This window comes from Pseudomonas sp. S04 (assembly GCF_009834545.1).
Lineage (GTDB): Bacteria > Pseudomonadota > Gammaproteobacteria > Pseudomonadales > Pseudomonadaceae > Aquipseudomonas.
The window spans coordinates 4,433,910-4,452,018 of record NZ_CP019427.1 but is presented as its reverse complement, the minus strand read 5'-3'; the positions used below and the strand labels follow the sequence as shown (position 1 = coordinate 4,452,018).

The following is an 18,109-nucleotide window of genomic DNA, read 5'->3' as shown; positions in this document are numbered from 1 at the left end:
TTTCAGTCCGGGGGGACACATGGCAAAAGGCATCGACGACAAACTGGTCCTGGCGATTTCCTCGCGAGCGCTGTTCGACCTCAGCGACAGCCATAAGGTGTACCTGGCCAGTGGCGTCGAGGCGTACCGGCAGTACCAGATCGAACATGAAGACGAGATCCTCGAGCCGGGCGATGCCTTTCCCCTGGTGCAGAAACTGTTGAACCTCAATGCGCACCTGGGCAAGGCTCGGGTCGAAGTGGTGCTGGTATCGCGCAACAGCGCTGACACCGGCTTACGGGTGTTCAATTCGATCCACCATTACGGCCTGGCAATTTCCCGGGCGGCGTTTGTCGGTGGCCGCAGTCCCTATCCGTACCTCAAGGCATTTGGCTGCGACCTGTTTCTCTCCACTCACGCTGAAGATGTGCGCAGCGCACTGGACGCCGGCTTTGCCGCCGCGACCATTCTGTCGGGAGGTGCCAGCCGTGCGGCCAGCGAAGAGTTGCGCATCGCCTTCGATGGCGATGCGGTGCTGTTTTCCGATGAGTCGGAGCGGGTCTATCAGGCCGGCGGTCTTGAAGCGTTCCAGGCCAGTGAGCGGCAGGCCGCGCGTGAGCCGCTGCGCGGCGGTCCGTTCAAGGGCTTCCTGGCCGCACTCAATGCCTTGCAGCGCGAGTTCCCCGAAGACCAATGCCCGATCCGCACCGCCTTGGTCACGGCACGTTCGGCGCCGGCCCATGAGCGGGTGATTCGCACGCTGCGCGAGTGGGATATCCGCCTCGACGAATCACTGTTTCTCGGGGGGCTGACCAAGTCGGCATTTCTTGAGGCGTTTGCCGCCGATGTGTTTTTCGACGACCAGGCCGGCCACTGTGAACTGGCTCGCGAGGTCGTGGCCACCGGGCATGTGCCCCACGGCATCAGCAACGAACTGAAGGTTTAGGTCGCCCGTTCAGCACCTTGCACGGCACGTCGAACTGCGCGCAGCACTGCTAAGCTGAAGCAATCTCCGCCATTCAGGCACTCGAGGAGGTCACATGATTCGTTCGATGCTGTATGCCACTGACCTCGGCCTTTACGCTCCTTTTGTGATGCAACACGCACTGGCATTGGCCCGAACGTTCAAGGCCGAGCTGTATGTAGTGCACGCGGTTGAACCGATGGGGTTGTTCGCTGAATCGGTGTTGCAGAGCTACCTCGACGAACAGGCGCTGAACGAGTTTCACAGCCAGGGCCTGAGTACGGTAATGGCCAATATCGAACAGCGGGTGCTCGACAGTTTTCGCGAGGAGTTGGGGGAGGGGCAGCAGGACCTGGAGCTGATTCAGTCGGTCAGGGTGTTCCAGGGCGATCCGTCGCAGGTGATTCTCGAACAGGCTCAGAAACTCTCGGTGGATTTGTTGATCCTAGGGAGTCACAGCCATGGCAGCGGTGGGGAAACCCCTTTGGGGCGCACAGCCGCACGGGTGTTGCAGTTGTCGCAAGTGCCGGTTTACCTGGTGCCCCTGTCACAGCGCCGGCGGCACGGGGATATTTGAGGCGAGAATGCTGGCCTTTTGATGAAAAAGTTCTAGATTTATTCTTCAAACCATTAATATAGTTATATACCGTCGCTGATGCCCGTGGCGTCTATCTGCTTTGAGGGATTCATATGAAGCTTCAACAATTGCGCTACATCTGGGAAGTGGCGCACCACGACCTCAACGTTTCGGCTACTGCCCAAAGCCTGTACACCTCGCAGCCGGGCATCAGCAAGCAGATCCGCCTGCTGGAGGACGAGTTGGGCGTCGAGGTTTTTGCACGCAGCGGCAAACACCTGACCCGCGTCACTCCGGCCGGTGAGCGCATCATCACCACCGCCGGCGAAATCCTGCGCAAGGTCGAGAGCATCAAGCAGATCGCCCAGGAGTTCTCCAACGAGAAGAAAGGCACCCTGTCGATTGCCACCACCCACACCCAGGCACGTTATGCATTGCCGCCGGTGATCAGCAATTTCATCAAGCAATACCCCGACGTTGCCCTGCACATGCACCAGGGGTCGCCGATGCAGATCGCCGAAATGGCCGCCGATGGCACCGTGGATTTTGCCATTGCCACCGAGGCCCTGGAGTTGTTCGGCGACCTGGTAATGATGCCGTGCTACCGCTGGAACCGTTGTGTGGTAGTGCCCCAGGGTCACCCGCTGACCAAGCTGCCGAAGCTGACCCTCGAAGCCCTGGCCGAATACCCGATCGTGACCTACGTCTTCGGTTTTACCGGCCGTTCGAAGCTCGACGAAGCCTTCAGCCACCGCGGCTTGACGCCGAAAGTGGTGTTCACCGCCGCTGACGCCGACGTGATCAAGACCTATGTGCGCCTCGGCCTGGGCGTCGGGATCGTAGCCAAGATGGCGGTCGATACCAAGCTCGATAATGACCTGGTAGTACTCGATGCCAGCGAGCTGTTCGAGTCCAGCGTGACCAAGATCGGTTTCCGTCGCGGTACTTTCCTGCGGGGCTTCATGTGCGACTTCATCGAGAAGTTCGCCCCACACCTGACCCGCGAAGTCATGGCCAAGGCCATCCAGTGCCACAACAAGCAGGAACTCGAAGAACTGTTCGACGGCGTTGAACTACCGGTTCACTGAGTCCCTCAGACGACCTCGGTGACAGTGAACTGTTGCCGAGTGCCCGCCACCACGATCTCCACCTCATCGCCCTCCAATTTGCCCAAGAGGCTGTTGCCCAGTGGCGAGCGCGGGGTGATGACGGTAATCAACTGTCCCACCAGATAGACCTTCAATCCCGCCGCATCCGGCGCCAGGAACAGCCATTGCTGGCGCCCCTGGTCGTCTTCCAGGCCCAGCAGGCTGCCGATCTGGATGCCCCGCTGCGCGTCATACGCAGCCACGGGCATGTTCTGGCACCGCGTCAGCGCCTGGCGAATTTCCTCGACGCGCTTGGCCTGGCCGGCCGCCAGGTAAGAGGCTTCGAGCCCCAGGGTGTCGTACTTGTTCTCGGCGATGTTTTCTTCGTGGGTTGCGGTTTCGTAGGCGGTTTGCGCCGCTCGCTGGGCGACGTCGAAATCGACCGCCAGCTTTTCCAGAAGCAACTGGTGTACGTTCTGTTTATTCATGATCAATTGCAGAACTGCAGCACGTTGCTGCGGCTTTTGTCGCTGGGGATAGTGCGGTCTTGTTGCAACCAGAACTGGCAGGTGGGGTTGGTCTGATTGCGCGGGTCATTGCGCGCTTGCTCCAGGACTTCCTGCCGCGCCTGTTGGTTGAGGATGGACTTGTACTGCTCAAACATCTGGTTGTCCGCTGCTGGTTGTGCCGCCACCGGCGCGGCTTGGGTGGCCGGGCGCACCACGTCCGCCAGCGGCGCCAACTGTGTAGCAGGCAAAAGCCTGGACAGCAGCCAGGCGGTCAGGGCAATGGCGACGAACCCCAGCCACAGGCCCAGGGCGATGCAGCCGATCAATTGCAGCGGGTTGAGAGTGATCGACACTGTGCGGCGAGCGGATGGACGGTACGGCATCGTTGCCTCCTGGCGGGGGAAATGGGCAAGCGTGGATTGTCGCATGAAGATTAATCGCCGTCGGCCCTTCTGCGCGCAACGATTTATGCGGACAATCAAAGTCTTTGCCCCACGGAGCCCGGCATGAAAGTCGACTGGGATATTTTCTGTACGGTCGTCGACAACTACGGCGACATCGGCGTGACCTGGCGCCTGGCCCGCCAACTGGTGGCTGAGCATCCCTGCGCGGTGCGCTTGTGGGTCGACGACCTGCGGGCATTCGAGCGCCTGTGTCCGGAGCTTGATGTCAATGCGCGCCAGCAATGGCAGCAGGGCGTGGACGTGCGTCACTGGTCGGCGGACTGGCAAGCGACGGACGCTGCCGATGTGGTGGTTGCTGCCTTCGCCTGTCAGTTGCCGCATGCCTACATGGAGGCGATGGCAGCCCGCGAGCACACTCCGCTGTGGCTGAACCTCGACTATTTGAGTGCCGAAGACTGGATCGTTGGCTGCCACGGCCTGCCCTCGGTGAAGTTCCAGCATGTGCAGAAATACTTTTTTTTCCCCGGGTTCCAGCCGGGCACGGGCGGTCTGCTGCGCGAACGGGAGTTGCTGGCACGGCGCGAGCAGTTTCAAGCCCACCCGGTTGCGCAGCGTGAGTTCCTGCAAGGCCTGGGGGTAGAGCGCGCCGCGGGAGCGCGCCTGATATCCCTGTTTGCCTACGAGAATGCCGGGCTGGCCGATTGGCTGGACGTGATGGCGAACGCTGCACAGGCCACCCATCTGCTGGTGCCGCAGGGGCGAGTCCTCGGGGATGTGGCACGCTGGCTAGGGCAGCCGGGACTGGCAGTCGGCGCCGTGCAGCAACGGGGAGCCCTGACCGTGCAGGTGTTGCCGTTTGTCCGTCAGGACCAGTACGACCTGCTGCTGTGGTGCTGCGATTTCAACGCGGTGCGTGGCGAGGACTCGTTCGTCCGTGCGCAATGGGCCGCTCGTCCGATGCTGTGGCATATCTACCAGCAGGAGGAAGAGGCCCACCTGGATAAGCTCGAAGCCTTTTTGAGCCTCTACACCAAAGCCCTGTCGCCGGCTGCACGCGCGGCGCTAGAGGGGTTGTGGCGGGCCTGGAATAACGGCGAGGGCATGGCCCCGGCCTGGATCAGCGCCGAGGCGCACTGGCCGGAGCTGCAAAATCACGCCCGCTCATGGTGTCTGGAACAGTCGTTGCAGGCCGATCTTGCCTCAGCGCTGGTGCAGTTTTACCTAAATTGGATATGATACGCGGCCTAGATTTTTGTAAATCCCATCCAAATTCGGATATTCGCAATGAAAACTGGTAAAGAACTGAAACCCGGTACGGTGATCCGTCTCGAAAACGACCCTTGGCTGGTTCAGAAAGCTGAATTCACCAAGTCCGGTCGTAACAGCGCGATCATGAAGACCAAGCTGAAAAACCTGCTGACCGGTTACAAGACCGAGATCGTTTACAGCGCCGACGACAAACTGGACGACGTGATCCTCGACCGCAAAGAAGCGACCCTGTCCTTCATCAGCGGCGACACCTACACGTTCATGGACACCACTGACTACACCATGTACGAGCTGAACGCCGAAGACATCGAAAGCGTTCTGCCATTCGTTGAAGAAGGCATGACCGACGTCTGCGAAGCCGTGTTCTTCGAAGACCGTCTGGTATCCGTAGAGCTGCCGACCACTATCGTGCGTCAGGTTGACTACACCGAAGGTTCCGCTCGCGGTGACACTTCCGGCAAGGTGATGAAGCCTGCCAAACTGAAGAACGGTACCGAGCTGTCGGTTGCTGACTTCATCGAAATCGGCGACATGATCGAGATCGATACCCGCGAAGGCGGTTCTTACAAAGGCCGTGCTAAATAAGCGCAGTCCTTGTAGGCAAAAAACCCGACCTTGTGTCGGGTTTTTTTTTGCCTTGCGCCAGATGATTGTCCGCTAGAGCCGGCTGAAGTCACGCTGCAGGGCCAGGTCCCATGGCGGGATTGGGCTGAAGCGGCTCTTGAGGTATTCCAGCAACAGCCGTGTGCGGGAACTGGCCTGCTGCTCCAGGCGCAGGGCATAGATGCCGGTGTTCTCCGGCTTGGGCAAGCCCGCGTCGCAAAACAACGGTAGCAACTCGCCGCGCAGCAGGTATTCGCTGCACAACCAGGTCGGCAGGTGCGCGATACCCAGGCCGGCGAGGGCGCCGTAGAGCAGCGCTTCGGCATTGTTGGCGCTCAGGCGGATGCGTTGCGGGCGATGCAAGTGCTGTTGGCCGTTGTGCTCGAAGCGCCAGGCGAAGGGCGGCGCCAGGCCATCCCAATCGAGGCCGTCATGAGTGCTCAACTCCTCGGGCCGCTGGGGTACGCCGCGCCGCTTGAGGTACGCGGGGCTGGCGCAGGCAATGCGCACCATGCTCGCCAGGGGTGTGGCCACCATGCGGGTGTCGGCCATTTGCCCGGCGCGCAGCACCAGGTCGACCTTGCCCAGGTTCAAGCCCTGCATGTCGACGAAGCTGTCGATCAAATGCAATTGCACGTCGAGCCCCGGATAGACCTGTAGAAAGTCGGCAATCACCGGTGCCAGATGGCGTCGACCGAAGGCCGCAGGCGCATCGACCCGAATCAGGCCCTCCGGCGCGTTGCTCAGGGAAGCGGCTTCGGCCCGGGCCAGGCGTAATTCACTGACTATCCGTCGGGCTCGTTCGGCAAACGCCAACCCCGCGGGCGTGGCGCGAACGGCATGGGTGGTGCGCACGAACAGCTGGCTGCCCAAGGCATGCTCCAGGCTGTCGATACGCCTGGCGACGGCCGAGGGGGTCAGTGGATGGCGGCGGGCGGCCGCGGAAAAACTGCCGGTTTCCACTACGTCGAGGAATAACCCCAGTTGGTCGGTGAGCGCGTTGGGATTCATCAGGATCAGCCTATGCGGATTTGGCACAGCCATTGTGCGTTGCTGTGCGTTTCCCCGCTAGAAGCTACTGCGTAGGATGCACAGCCTGGTGTGCGGAGAAATGAATTGTGATTGAGTTGGCGATGTATCTGGTACTGGGCGCTGCCCTGGGGACTGTCGGCGGATTGTTCGGAATCGGCGGCGGATTGATCGCGATCCCGGTGCTGGGCGTATTGTTCGGCCTGGATCAGCAGATTGCCCAGGGCACGGCGCTGGTGATGGTGGTGCCCAATGTGATGCTGGCGCTGTGGCGTTACCACCAGCGCAATCGCATCGAATTGCGGCACGCCCTGCCGCTTGCGTCGATGGGGTTCTGTTTCGCCTGGCTTGGCTCGATCTGGGCGGTGGGGATTGATGCCCAGGTCATGCGCATCGGTTTTGTGGCCTTTCTGGTGGCGCTGTCGAGCTACAACCTGCTGCGTATGTTCATGGCAACCGCCAAGCCCAGCGTGCAGATGCGCTATCCATGGCCCTGGCTAGGCGTCCTGGGAGCGGCCTCGGGGGCCATGGGTGGGTTGTTCGGTGTGGGCGGGGCCGTGGTGGCGACGCCGGTGCTCACCAGTCTGTTCGGCACCACTCAAGTGGTGGCCCAGGGCCTGTCGCTGGCGCTGGCCTTGCCCAGCACCGGCGTGACCCTGGTCACCTATGCGCTGCATCAGCAGGTGAACTGGAGCATTGCGCTGCCTATGGCGGCGGGGGGGCTGTTGAGCATCAGTTGGGGAGTGAAGATCGCCCACGCCATGCCGGAACGCCTGCTGCGCGGGTTGTTCTGCGCCTTCCTGGTGCTGTGTGCGGTGATGCTCGCCTTTAAAGTTTGAAGCCTTCGACAATGTGCTCGGCCAGGCACTCGGTGATGGGCGAGGGGTTATGCAGGTTGCGCAACAGCATGATGCTGGCCTCGGGCAACTGCGGCAGACCTTCCGCCTCGCCGAGGATGCGCATGTCCTGGGTGATCAAGCTTTCCAGTTGGGCGGTTACGGCCAGCCCGGCACTGACCACCGCCATGATCGCCGACAGACTTGAGCTGTTATAGGCGATGCGGTACTCGCGCTCGCTGGCGTCCAGGGCGTTACAGGCCCAGCGCCGGCAAAAACAGTCACTGTTGAACATTGCCAGCGGCAGCGGCACTTGCTCGTTGGGGTTGAAGCACAGCGCCTGGGCCCAGACAAAACGTTCCTTGCGCAGCAGTTGGCCGATCTCGTTACCAGGTTCGCGGGTGACGATCGACAGGTCCAGGTCCTGGCGTTGCAGCAACTGCTCGGAGGAGTCGCAATGCACTTCGATCTGGATCAACGGATAGGCCTGGGCGAAGCGCGACAGGATGCCCGGCAGGAAGCGCATGACATAGTCGTCGGGCGTGCCGATCTTGACCATGCCGACCATGTGCGGTTCTCGCAGGGTGTTGAACACTTCACTGTGCAGCTTGAGGATCCGCCGGGCGTAACCCAGCAACACCTGACCCTCGGCAGTCAGCTTCACCTGGCGTCCGTCGCGCTGGAACAGTTGGCGTTGCAGCACGTCCTCTTCAAGACGCTTCATCTGCATGCTGACCGCCGATTGCGTGCGGTTGACCAACTCACCAGCACGGGTGAAACCGCCCTGGTCGGCAATGGCGACGAACGTGCGCAGGACTTCGGTATCAATGCTGGGGTAGGCGCTCAACTCATCAATCTCCGAGATGTGTTGCATAAGAAACATTCGTTGGATTGATCTTAGTCCTGGCGCGAGACTTGAGCCATCCACAACGGAGGGCAAGACGATGAAAGGTCAAAAAGGTTATGTGCAGTTAAACCATTTCTCACTCCAAGGCTTCTCCCATCATCTGCTGGAAAAACTCGTGCGCTGGTTTCAGTTGCATCGTGAGCGCTCAGTGCTGGCCAGCCTCAGCGATGACGCGCTGAAAGACATTGGTCTGAGTCGGGCCGACATCCAGCAGGAAACGGAGCGGCATTTCTGGGAAGACCCAATGGGCAAGGGCAAGTAAGCGGCCAGGTCGATTGAAATCTTCTGTCACTCCCCCGTGGTCCACTGCAAACGCCCGGGCCATGGGGTTGTATCGAGCTGGAAACAGGTGGTCACCGACATTCACTGGTTGGTTTGCCGAACCGGTAGCAGACTTCGACCTCACTTTTTGGGAGCACTGTCATGGAACGACGGCACACAGTAGTGAGGGTAGGGCGCGGGGCCATGGAGTCAACGCTGGACAGGTCGGTCCGGCATTTGTCCAGGGCGCTCGCGAAACTGGGGCGGTGGCACCAGTTGAGTAAGGACCGTGCAGAGCTTGCACGGATGAGCGATGACCGGTTGCGGGATATCGGCCTGAGTCGGGCAGATGTGGTCAGGGAGTCATCGCGTCCGTTCTGGGATGATCCACTGAAGCGTTGAGCCTGCCATTGGCGTTTGGTGAGCCTGGTATTAAGGTGGAGGAAACCTTCACCAAGGATGGTTACATGACCGGCTCCCTGTGTTTTTCCCTCAAGCAAGCCAGGCGCCTGGCACTGACGGCCCAAGGTTTCTCTGGGCGTCAGTCGCCAGCAGCGGTCAAGTCGAGCCAGCTCAATCGGTTGATCGAGCGTCTGGGTGTGCTGCAGATCGATTCGGTCAACGCGCTGGTGCGCTCGCATTACCTGCCCTTGTTCTCGCGCCTTGGAGACTACTCCTCCGGGCTACTTGATCAGGCCGCCTGGGGTCAAGGGCGGCGGCGCACCTTGTTCGAATACTGGGGGCATGAGGCCTCATTGTTGCCGTTGTCGATGTATCCGTTGCTGCGCTGGCGGATGCAACGGGCCGCGCAAGGCGAGGGCATCTATCAGCAATTGGCGCGTTTCGGGCGGGAACAGCAGGACACCATCCGCCGGGTCCTGGCCTCGGTCGAGGAGCTCGGTGCGTTGGGGGCTGGGAGTTTGTCGACACGCCAGGAGCGAGCAGGGCCCTGGTGGGACTGGAGTGCGGAAAAACACGCGTTGGAGTGGTTGTTCGCTGCCGGAGAGGTCACGGTAGCGGGGCGGCGCGGTTTTGAGCGGCTCTACGATCTGCCGGAACGGGTGATTCCCGCGTCCGTGCTCAGTGTTGCTCTGCCAAGCGAGGCAGATGCGCAACGAGGACTGCTCCTGCACGCCGCCGCTGCACTGGGCGTGGCGACTGAGAAGGACTTGCGCGACTATTTTCGCCTGGAGCTGGCGCAGTGTCGCAGCGCGTTGGCGGAACTGGTAGAGGATGGCGCGTTGCAGGCCTGCGAAGTGCAGGGCTGGAAGCAACGGGCGTACTGTTTGCCCGAGCCGAAAGTCCCACGCCGGGTCAGCGCCAGTGCCTTGCTTTCACCCTTTGACTCGTTGATCTGGGAACGCAGCCGGACCGAGCGTCTGTTCGACTTCCGATACCGCCTGGAAATCTATACGCCACCCGCCAAGCGGGTGTATGGCTATTACGTGTTGCCGTTTCTGCACCACGAGCGGATCGCCGCGCGGGTCGATCTGCGGGCTGAGCGGGCGTTGGGGCGGCTGGCGGTGCACGCGGTGCACGAAGAGCAACCGGGTCTCGATGAGGCGGGCATGCAGGCGTTGGCGGACAATTTGCGCAAGATGGCCAACTGGTTGGGCCTGGCGCAGATTCAACTCAATTGCCCCCGCGCCAGTGCGGCGCGGTTGCGGGTGGCGTTGGCCGGGGGGTAGCCCGCCTTAGCGGCGAACCTGCTTCAGGGTTTCAGCGATCAGGAACGCCAGCTCCAGCGACTGATCGGCATTCATCCGTGGATCGCAGTGGGTATGGTAGCGGTCCGACAAGCCGTCCTCGGTGATCGGACGTGCGCCGCCAATGCACTCGGTGACGTTCTGACCGGTCATCTCGATGTGAATACCGCCAGCGTAAGTGCCTTCGGCCTGGTGAACCTGGAAGAACTGCTTCACCTCACCGAGGATCTGCGCGAAATCCCGGGTCTTGTAGCCGCTGCTGGCCTTGATGGTATTGCCGTGCATCGGGTCGCTGCTCCAGAGCACCTTTTTGCCTTCACGTTCCACGGCACGAATCAGCTGCGGCAGGTGATCGCCGACCTTGTTCGCGCCCATGCGGGCAATCAGGTTAAGGCGGCCCGGATCGTTTTCCGGGTTGAGCACGTCGATCAGACGAATCAGCTCATCGGTGTTCATGGTCGGGCCGACCTTGACCCCGATCGGGTTGTTGACCCCGCGCAGGAACTCGACGTGAGCGCCGTCGAGCTGGCGAGTGCGGTCGCCGATCCACAACATGTGGGCGGAGCAGTCGTAATAGTCGTTGGTCAGGCTGTCGCGCCGCACGAAAGCTTCTTCGTAATTGAGCAGCAGGGCTTCGTGGGCGGTGAAGAAGCTGGTCTCGCGCAATTGTGGCGACGAGTCCATACCGCAGGCGCGCATGAAGGCCAGGGTTTCATCGATACGGTTGGCCAGGTGGCTGTACTTTTCCGCCAGCGCCGAGTTGGCGATGAAGTCCAGGTTCCACTTGTGCACCTGGTGCAGGTCGGCAAAACCGCCCTGGGCGAAGGCGCGCAACAGGTTCAGGGTGGCTGTGGACTGATGGTATGACTGCAGCAGGCGGTCCGGGTCCGGCACCCGGCTTTTTTCGTCGAAGCCGATGCCGTTGACGATGTCACCCCGATAGGCCGGCAGGGTCACGCCATCGATGGTTTCGTCGTTGGCCGAGCGCGGCTTGGCGAACTGCCCTGCCATCCGGCCGACCTTGACCACTGGACAGCCGGCGGCAAAGGTCATGACGATGGCCATTTGCAGCAGCACTTTGAAGGTGTCGCGAATCTTCGCCGCCGAAAACTCGGCAAAGCTCTCCGCGCAATCGCCGCCTTGCAACAGAAACGCACGCCCTTCGGTGACCTCGGCAAACTGACGGCGCAACTCCCGGGCCTCACCGGCAAACACCAGGGGCGGATAACTGGCCAGGCTTTGCTCGACGGCATGCAGGTGCGCCGCGTCCGGGTAGTGGGGTTGTTGCTGGATCGGCAAGGCGCGCCAGCTGTCAGGGCTCCAGGGTTGGCTCATCACGGTCTCTAGTGTTTACGCACGGGACCTCATGTTATCAGCAATTAGTACGTGACCTGCTGGCGATGCTTGGCCGACAATCGCGCCTTTGCCGCCTAACGCGGAACGAATGATAACGTTGTCTGGGGACTGGCCGGGCAACGACCAGGAGACGAAATGACTGAGGAGCGCGTCGAGCATCTGCTCGCCGAAGTGCACGATGAGTTCGGCATGATCCGGGTGCTGGAAGTGGCGGATTACCGCTTCCTCGAATTTGGCGACGCCATCGAGCAGAGCTGCGTGTTCACCGCCGACCCGAGCTGGCTGGAGTATGACTACACTCGCGCCATGCTGATTGGCGCGCTGTGCCACGAGCAGCCGGACAGCGCGCTGTTCCTTGGGCTGGGTGCCGGTACCTTGACCCAGGCCTGCCTGAAGTTCCTGCCGCTGGAAGACGTAGAAGCCATTGAACTGCGCCCGGACGTACCGCGCCTGGCCATCGAGTACCTGGGCCTGGACGATGACCCGCGCCTGTACATCCGCATCGGCGATGCGCTCGATCTGCTGGAAACCGCCGAGCCTGCAGATTTGATCTTCGTCGACCTCTACACCGATGTCGGACCGGGTGTCGGGCATCTGGCGTGGAATTTCCTGGAGAACTGCCAGAAACGCCTGAATCCGGGCGGTTGGCTGGTGATCAACCAATGGGCGACCGATGATGGCAAGCCATTGGGTGCGGCATTGCTGCGCGGGCTTTATCACCGCCATTACTGGGAGCTGCCGGTGAAGGAGGGCAATGTGATCCTGATCGTGCCAGCGGAGCTCGACCAGGAGCTGGACATGCACGGGTTGAGCGCCCGCGCCGAAGCCCTGGCCCCGCGCCTGGGTTACTCGTTGCAGAACCTGATCAAGGCCATTCGCCCAGCCACCTGATGGAGCGCCAGGGGTTAACATCCTTTGAAAATGGCCGGGCGCTTCTCGATCAACGATCGCACGCCTTCCTTGGCGTCCTCGCTGTTCAACAGCTCCTTGGCCAACGCCGGCAAACTCGCTGCCGCCGCGGCTTCACCTTCGAGGTGGGCCTGGCGCGCCGACTGTAATGTCGCCTGAACCCCCAGCGGTGCCTGTCGAGCGATGCGTTCAGCCAGTTCAATGGCGCGTGGCAACAGGTCCTCGCTGGCCATGACCTCCTGCACCAGTCCCAGGCGCAACGCTTCGTGGGCGTCGAACTCGTCACCGGTCAACAACCAGCGCATGGCATTGCCCCAGCCCGACAGTCGAGGCAGGCGCAAGGTGGCGCCGCCGAAAGGAAAGATCCCGCGCTGGACTTCCATCTGCGCAAAGCGGGTGTTGCTGGCGCACAGGTTGATGTCCGCCGCCAGCATCAACTCGATACCGATGGTCAGGCAATACCCGTGGGCGGCTACAATCACCGGCTTGCTGACCCTGGGCCCGACGAATACTCCCCACGGATCGCAGCCGCCGGTCGGAACCTGCCAGCCCTTGGCCAGTGCGCCGCTGGCACTCACCAGATCGAGGCCGGCGGTAAAGTGCTCGCCATGGGCAAACACCACGGCAACCCGGGCCTCTGAGTCGGCCTCGAACTCGCCATAGGCCAGGCTCAAGGCGTTCAGCAGATCGAGGTCGAATGCGTTGCGCTTGGCGACCCGATCCAGCCCGATCAACAGCACATGCCCCTGTCGTTCTCGGCTGACACGACTCTTATCCGGTTGATTCATGGAGTAAATCCTCGGAGGGAAAGGAGGCATCGGACCAAAGGTCCCGGCCCGCAAGATGAACCGTTTAAGCGCCATGACCAGCAGGGCCGGGCCTTTGAAAAATAGACTGTCGCGCGAATATCCGCAAAAGCTGTGACAGTCCTGCGTTCACAGGCTTTTTTCGATAAAAAAAGCTCCCTTTTTCAGCTAATTCCGGTATAGTGCGCGCCGGCCTTTAGCCGGGCCGCGTTTAGGTAGAGCAATTCCCCGAAGTCAGCTTCGGCTGCACGTCCGCACTGCGGACTCTTCCTTGACGATTCTTTTCATTCATTCGTTTTCGCAAATCCCCGCCGACAAAGCTGCCAGGGCGACTCTTGAGTCTCAACACGGCACGCGCAGCTTTGGAGCATGGGTCTTTGCGGATGCACTTAGAGGCAGACCCATGACCCAGGAAACCGGCGGCTTCGCCGCTTTTAATCTTAATCCGAATATTCTGGCAGCCGTCATCGCGACCGGCTACGAAGAGCCTTCGGCTATTCAGCAGCAATCGATCCCGATCATCATGGCCGGCCAAGACATGATTGGCCAGGCGCAAACCGGTACCGGTAAAACCGCCGCGTTCGCCCTGCCTATCCTGCACTGCATCGATCCTGCCAAGCGCGAGCCGCAAGCCCTGATCCTGGCGCCAACCCGAGAGTTGGCGCTGCAAGTTGCAACTGCTTTTGAAACCTACGCCAAGCAAATGCCAGGCGTAACTGTTGTGGCTGTCTACGGCGGCGCGCCGATGGGCCCACAATTGAAAGCAATCCGTAATGGCGCACAGATTGTTGTCGCCACCCCGGGCCGTCTGTGCGACCACCTGCGTCGCGACGAGAAAGTCCTGTCGACCGTGAACCACCTGGTTCTCGACGAAGCTGACGAAATGCTCAAGCTGGGCTTCATGGATGACCTGGAAGTTATCTTCAAGGCATTGCCAGCTACCCGTCAGACCGTATTGTTCTCGGCTACTTTGCCGCAGTCGATCCGTGCCATTGCCGAACGCCACCTGCGCGATCCGCAACACGTGAAGATCCAGACCAAGACCCAGACCGTTACCGCGATCGAACAGGCTCACCTGTTGGTTCACGCTGACCAGAAGACCTCGGCTGTATTGAGCCTGCTGGAAGTGGAAGATTTCGACGCCCTGATCATGTTCGTGCGCACCAAGCAAGCGACCCTGGACCTGGCCAGCGCCCTGGAAGCCAAAGGCTACAAAGCCGCTGCGCTGAACGGCGACATTGCCCAGAACCAACGTGAGCGCGTGATCGACTCCCTCAAGGATGGCCGTCTGGACATCGTTGTGGCGACCGACGTTGCTGCTCGTGGCCTGGACGTTCCGCGCATCACTCACGTGTTCAACGTTGACATGCCGTACGATCCGGAATCCTACGTTCACCGTATCGGCCGTACCGGCCGTGCGGGTCGCGAAGGTCGTGCACTGCTGCTGGTGACTCCTCGTGAGCGCCGCATGCTGCAAGTGATCGAGCGTGTAACCGGGCAGAAAGTTGCTGAAGTTCGCCTGCCGGACGCCCAGGCAGTTCTCGATGCGCGCATCAAGAAACTGACCAACAGCCTGGCGCCGCTGGTTGCCGATGCCGAATCGACCCACGGTGATCTGCTTGATCGCCTGACCGCCGATATCGGTTGCAGCCCACGTGCCCTGGCCGCAGCCCTGCTGCGCAAGGCCACCAACGGTCAAGCGCTGACCCTGGCCGCGATCGAGAAGGAGCGTCCACTGGTGCCGAACAATGCACCACGTGGCGACCGTCCAGAGCGTACTGGTGATCGTCCGGACCGTGGTGATCGTGAGCGTCGTGCACCGATCCCGCTGGCCGAAGGTCGTGCTCGTTGCCGTACCGCGCTGGGTGCGCGTGACGGTATCGCTGCCAAGAACCTGTTGGGCGCCATCCTTAACGAGGGTGGCCTGGCTCGCGAAGCAATCGGTCGCATCCAGGTGCGTGACAGCTTCTCGCTGGTAGAGCTGCCGGAAGATGGTCTGGAGAAACTGCTGACCAAGCTGAAGGATACTCGTGTTGCCGGTAAGCAGCTGAAACTGCGTCGCTACCGCGAAGATTAATCCGCCCTTGGGCTGATTGATCTACGATAAAAAATCCCCGACTGGTTCGGGGATTTTTTTTGCCTGCTGTTTGCTTTCCAGGTTCAGTGGTCAGCCAAAACGATAGATGTCCATGCCTAGTGCGCCCAGGGTAAAACCTGTGTGCGCCACGCTGAACTCGCCGCCGGCACCGCGGGCAAAATACAGCGGCAGCAAGTGCTCGTCACTCGGGTGACTGCGCACCGCGTTGGGCGCCTGTTGGCGGTAATCATGCAGCGCCGCTTCATCGTCGGCCGCCAGCTTGTCGATCATCCAGTCACGGAACTCGCGGGCCCAGGGTTCGATGCTCTCCGGGCCGGCATGCCAGTCCAACTCTCGCAGGTTGTGGGTGATGCTGCCGGAGCCGATCAACAGCACGCCTTGTTGGCGCAGGCTGGCCAGCGCATGGCCGATCCGGGTCTGCAGTGCCGGGCCGGCGTGGCTTGGCAGTGACACCTGCACCACGGGGATGTCGGCCTGCGGATACATCAGCGACAACGGCACCCAGACCCCATGATCGAACGGGCGTTGCCCGTCCAGTTGTGCCGGCAGGCCGTCAGTCTTGAGCAGTTCGGCGACCTGTGCCGCCAACTCTGGCTGGCCGGGTGCGGGGTATTGCACGGCGAAGAGGGCGGCAGGAAAGCCACCAAAGTCGTGCCAGGTTTCTGGCTGGGTGCCGCTACTGACCCGCAGGTCCCGACTTTCCCAGTGCGCGGAGACAATCACGATGGCCTTGGGGGTTGGCAGCTCGCTGGCCAGGCGCGCCAGTGCCGGCCCGCTGGCGCCTGGTTCCAGTGCCAGCATCGGTGAGCCGTGGGAGATAAACAGGCTGGGGAACATGGAGGAGGTCCTGAGCGGTAAGATGACTGCATCTTCAGTCAGATCATTGATCTAAATCTAATATAAGTTTTAGAGCCTATTGATCGAATTTTCAGGGTGATTTATGCAGCCGGAGTTTTGGCACAAGAAGTGGGCTTCGAACCAGATCGGTTTTCACCTGCCGCAAGTCAATCCGTATTTGCAGCGGCACTGGCCGGAGCTGGCGATCCCTGCGCGGGCACGTGTGCTAGTCCCGTTGTGTGGCAAGAGCCTGGACCTGCTGTGGCTGGCAGGGCAGGGGCACCAGGTGCTCGGGATCGAACTTTCGCAAACGGCTGTCGAAGACTTTTTCAGCGAGCAGCAGTTAGCGCCAGAGGTAAGTGATGCGGGCGCGTTCAAGGTCTATCGTGCCGGGGCCATTGAGCTGTGGTGCGGCGATTTTTTTGCGCTGACGGCGCGCGATGTGGCTGATTGTGCTGCGCTGTACGATCGCGCGGCACTGATCGCCTTGCCGCCACCAATGCGCGAGCGTTATGGCGCGCATCTGCAGCAGATCTTGCCGGCCGAGTTGCGGGGGTTGCTGATTACTCTGGATTACGATCAAGCGCAGTTGCCAGGACCACCGTTTGCTGTGGAGGATGATGAGGTGCGGCGGTCTTGGGGATGCTTCTGGCGCCTGTACATGCTGCAGGAGCAGGATGTGCTGGGTGAGAGCTGGAAGTTCCTGCGGGCCGGGGTGACACGGCTTGTGGAGCGGGTGTACCGGATTTCCCCCCGTTAGTCCGCAGTTGCCTATGCCTGTCTCATCGCGCGTAGGCAGCAACTCCCCACTCAAGACAAACAAAAAAGGCCCGCATCGCTGCGGGCCTTTTTTGTTGTTACGCCAGACGGATCAACCGCGACGACGCAGTGCGTCGATACGCTCTTCCAGCGGCGGGTGGCTCATGAACATGCGAGCGAACCCTTGCTTGAGGCCACCGTTGATGCCGAAGGCATTCAGGGTGTCCGGCATGTGCACCGGCAGGCCTTGCTCCGAGCGCAGGCGCTGCAGGGCGCCGATCATGGCACTGGTACCGGCCAGGCGGGCACCGGCTTCGTCCGCACGGAACTCACGTTTGCGCGAGAACCACATGACGATCGAGCTGGCCAGGAAGCCCAGGACCAATTCAGCGAAGATGGTCGCGATGTAGTAGGCGATGCCCTGGCCTTCTTCGTTCTTGAAGATCACCTTGTCGACAAAGTTGCCGATGATCCGCGCAAAGAACATCACGAAGGTGTTCACCACGCCCTGGACCAGCGCCAGAGTGACCATGTCACCGTTGGCCACGTGGCCGATCTCGTGGGCCAGGACCGCTTTCACTTCGTCCGGCGAGAAACGTTCGAGCAAGCCCTGGCTGACTGCGACCAGTGCATCGTTCTTGTTCCAACCGGTGGCAAACGCGTTGGCCTCGTAAGCCGGGAAAATACCGACTTCGGGCATCTTGATCCCGGCTTCGCGGGACAGTTGCTCAACGGTTTGCAGCAACCATTGTTCATGGCGAGTGCGCGGCTGGCTGATGATTTGGGTGCTGGTGCTCATCTTCGCCATCCACTTGGAGATGAACAGCGAGAACAGGGAACCGGCGAAACCAAAGACCGCACAGAAAATCAGCAGCTGATTGAGGTTGAGATCAACCCCGTTGGCCGCCATGAACCCGTTGAAGCCGAAAAGGCTCAGGGTGATGCTGGCAATCAGCACGACCGCCAGGTTAGTGGCCAAAAACAGCAGGATGCGCATCATGGTTGTAGAAATCTCCTCATGCTAAAGATGTAGCTTACTGCGGGGTATATAAGGTGCTGCACCGGGCTATTCAACCGGGTGACTATTTCAAACTGTGTCCTACAGCCAGATTCCACTAGGTTGCAGGACATTTCTGGTATTGCTTCAAGCAATATTGGGCCAGTTTTTTCCTGCGCAATGCCCGTGATTGTTGGCTTGCAGCCACCAGCGAG

The 18,109-nt window shown here is 60.9% G+C and carries 20 protein-coding genes; 12 read left to right on the top strand and 8 right to left on the bottom strand.

Going from position 1 to position 18,109, the window contains the following annotated elements:
• The first annotated feature begins 19 nt into the window (after positions 1-19).
• The 3 genes from PspS04_RS19630 (at position 20) to cysB (ending at position 2,608) form a co-directional block, all read left to right on the top strand.
• Positions 20-925 carry a 5'-nucleotidase gene (locus PspS04_RS19630; protein ID WP_095168102.1) on the top strand — a complete coding sequence of 302 codons (906 nt, stop codon included), beginning with the start codon at positions 20-22 and terminating at the stop codon, positions 923-925.
• A gap of 94 nt (positions 926-1,019) precedes the next feature.
• Positions 1,020-1,520: a universal stress protein gene (locus tag PspS04_RS19625; protein WP_095168103.1), complete on the top strand. Its 501-nt coding sequence runs from the start codon at positions 1,020-1,022 to the stop codon at positions 1,518-1,520.
• Positions 1,521-1,633: 113 nt separating this feature from the next.
• Positions 1,634-2,608 (top strand): HTH-type transcriptional regulator CysB, encoded by a 975-nt coding sequence (cysB, locus tag PspS04_RS19620; protein WP_003183769.1) that lies wholly within the window; start codon positions 1,634-1,636, stop codon positions 2,606-2,608.
• Positions 2,609-2,613: 5 nt separating this feature from the next.
• On the opposite strand, the gene PspS04_RS19615 is transcribed toward cysB, so the two are convergent.
• Together PspS04_RS19615 and PspS04_RS19610 are read right to left on the bottom strand one after the other, a co-directional pair.
• Positions 2,614-3,096, bottom strand: coding sequence for a GreA/GreB family elongation factor (locus PspS04_RS19615; protein ID WP_095168105.1), 483 nt, complete (start codon positions 3,094-3,096; stop codon positions 2,614-2,616).
• 2 nt (positions 3,097-3,098) lie between these two features.
• Positions 3,099-3,500 carry a hypothetical protein gene (locus PspS04_RS19610; RefSeq protein ID WP_095168107.1) on the bottom strand — a complete coding sequence of 134 codons (402 nt, stop codon included), beginning with the start codon at positions 3,498-3,500 and terminating at the stop codon, positions 3,099-3,101.
• 123 nt (positions 3,501-3,623) lie between these two features.
• On the opposite strand from PspS04_RS19610, the gene earP reads away from it, so the two are divergent.
• Together earP and PspS04_RS19600 are read left to right on the top strand one after the other, a co-directional pair.
• Positions 3,624-4,757 carry an elongation factor P maturation arginine rhamnosyltransferase EarP gene (gene earP / locus PspS04_RS19605; protein WP_159997299.1) on the top strand — a complete coding sequence of 378 codons (1,134 nt, stop codon included), beginning with the start codon at positions 3,624-3,626 and terminating at the stop codon, positions 4,755-4,757.
• 48 nt (positions 4,758-4,805) lie between these two features.
• The gene (locus PspS04_RS19600) at positions 4,806-5,375 is read left to right on the top strand and encodes an elongation factor P (RefSeq protein ID WP_002554550.1); all 570 of its coding nucleotides are present in this window, start codon (positions 4,806-4,808) and stop codon (positions 5,373-5,375) included.
• Positions 5,376-5,447: 72 nt separating this feature from the next.
• Here PspS04_RS19600 and PspS04_RS19595 read toward each other — a convergent pair whose 3' ends face one another.
• A complete protein-coding gene (locus PspS04_RS19595) occupies positions 5,448-6,404 on the bottom strand; it encodes a LysR family transcriptional regulator (protein ID WP_095168111.1) in 957 nt (318 codons plus the stop codon).
• Positions 6,405-6,511: 107 nt separating this feature from the next.
• Here PspS04_RS19595 and PspS04_RS19590 point away from each other — a divergent pair, with 107 nt between their 5' ends.
• Positions 6,512-7,261, top strand: coding sequence for a sulfite exporter TauE/SafE family protein (locus PspS04_RS19590; RefSeq protein ID WP_159997297.1), 750 nt, complete (start codon positions 6,512-6,514; stop codon positions 7,259-7,261).
• Here the strand turns inward: PspS04_RS19590 and PspS04_RS19585 are convergent.
• Positions 7,251-8,105: a LysR family transcriptional regulator gene (locus tag PspS04_RS19585; RefSeq protein ID WP_162530234.1), complete on the bottom strand. Its 855-nt coding sequence runs from the start codon at positions 8,103-8,105 to the stop codon at positions 7,251-7,253. The two genes, PspS04_RS19590 and PspS04_RS19585, sit on opposite strands and share 11 nt — an antisense overlap.
• Positions 8,106-8,202: 97 nt before the next feature.
• Here PspS04_RS19585 and PspS04_RS19580 point away from each other — a divergent pair, with 97 nt between their 5' ends.
• From PspS04_RS19580 to PspS04_RS19570, 3 genes are all read left to right on the top strand, one after another.
• Entirely contained in the window at positions 8,203-8,427 is a 225-nt protein-coding gene (locus PspS04_RS19580; protein ID WP_159997293.1) for a DUF1127 domain-containing protein, read from the top strand.
• 161 nt (positions 8,428-8,588) lie between these two features.
• A complete protein-coding gene (locus PspS04_RS19575) occupies positions 8,589-8,828 on the top strand; it encodes a DUF1127 domain-containing protein (protein WP_442966565.1) in 240 nt (79 codons plus the stop codon).
• A gap of 65 nt (positions 8,829-8,893) precedes the next feature.
• Complete coding sequence (locus tag PspS04_RS19570; protein WP_159997289.1) at positions 8,894-10,114, top strand: winged helix-turn-helix domain-containing protein; 1,221 nt, start codon at positions 8,894-8,896, stop codon at positions 10,112-10,114.
• A gap of 6 nt (positions 10,115-10,120) precedes the next feature.
• On the opposite strand, the gene PspS04_RS19565 is transcribed toward PspS04_RS19570, so the two are convergent.
• Complete coding sequence (locus PspS04_RS19565) at positions 10,121-11,467, bottom strand: class II 3-deoxy-7-phosphoheptulonate synthase (protein ID WP_159997287.1); 1,347 nt, start codon at positions 11,465-11,467, stop codon at positions 10,121-10,123.
• Positions 11,468-11,623: 156 nt separating this feature from the next.
• Here PspS04_RS19565 and PspS04_RS19560 point away from each other — a divergent pair, with 156 nt between their 5' ends.
• Positions 11,624-12,379, top strand: a complete 756-nt coding sequence (locus PspS04_RS19560; RefSeq protein ID WP_159997285.1) for a spermidine synthase — start codon at positions 11,624-11,626, stop codon at positions 12,377-12,379.
• 14 nt (positions 12,380-12,393) lie between these two features.
• Here PspS04_RS19560 and PspS04_RS19555 read toward each other — a convergent pair whose 3' ends face one another.
• Complete coding sequence (locus tag PspS04_RS19555) at positions 12,394-13,185, bottom strand: crotonase/enoyl-CoA hydratase family protein (RefSeq protein WP_095168121.1); 792 nt, start codon at positions 13,183-13,185, stop codon at positions 12,394-12,396.
• 421 nt (positions 13,186-13,606) lie between these two features.
• On the opposite strand from PspS04_RS19555, the gene PspS04_RS19550 reads away from it, so the two are divergent.
• Positions 13,607-15,280, top strand: a complete 1,674-nt coding sequence (locus PspS04_RS19550; protein WP_095168122.1) for a DEAD/DEAH box helicase — start codon at positions 13,607-13,609, stop codon at positions 15,278-15,280.
• Between the two features lie 90 nt (positions 15,281-15,370).
• On the opposite strand, the gene PspS04_RS19545 is transcribed toward PspS04_RS19550, so the two are convergent.
• Positions 15,371-16,138: a DODA-type extradiol aromatic ring-opening family dioxygenase gene (locus PspS04_RS19545; RefSeq protein WP_159997283.1), complete on the bottom strand. Its 768-nt coding sequence runs from the start codon at positions 16,136-16,138 to the stop codon at positions 15,371-15,373.
• Between the two features lie 103 nt (positions 16,139-16,241).
• Here PspS04_RS19545 and PspS04_RS19540 point away from each other — a divergent pair, with 103 nt between their 5' ends.
• Positions 16,242-16,898: a thiopurine S-methyltransferase gene (locus PspS04_RS19540; protein ID WP_159997281.1), complete on the top strand. Its 657-nt coding sequence runs from the start codon at positions 16,242-16,244 to the stop codon at positions 16,896-16,898.
• 111 nt (positions 16,899-17,009) lie between these two features.
• Here PspS04_RS19540 and htpX read toward each other — a convergent pair whose 3' ends face one another.
• Positions 17,010-17,897, bottom strand: coding sequence for a protease HtpX (gene htpX, locus PspS04_RS19535; protein ID WP_095168127.1), 888 nt, complete (start codon positions 17,895-17,897; stop codon positions 17,010-17,012).
• Positions 17,898-18,109: the final 212 nt, after the last annotated feature.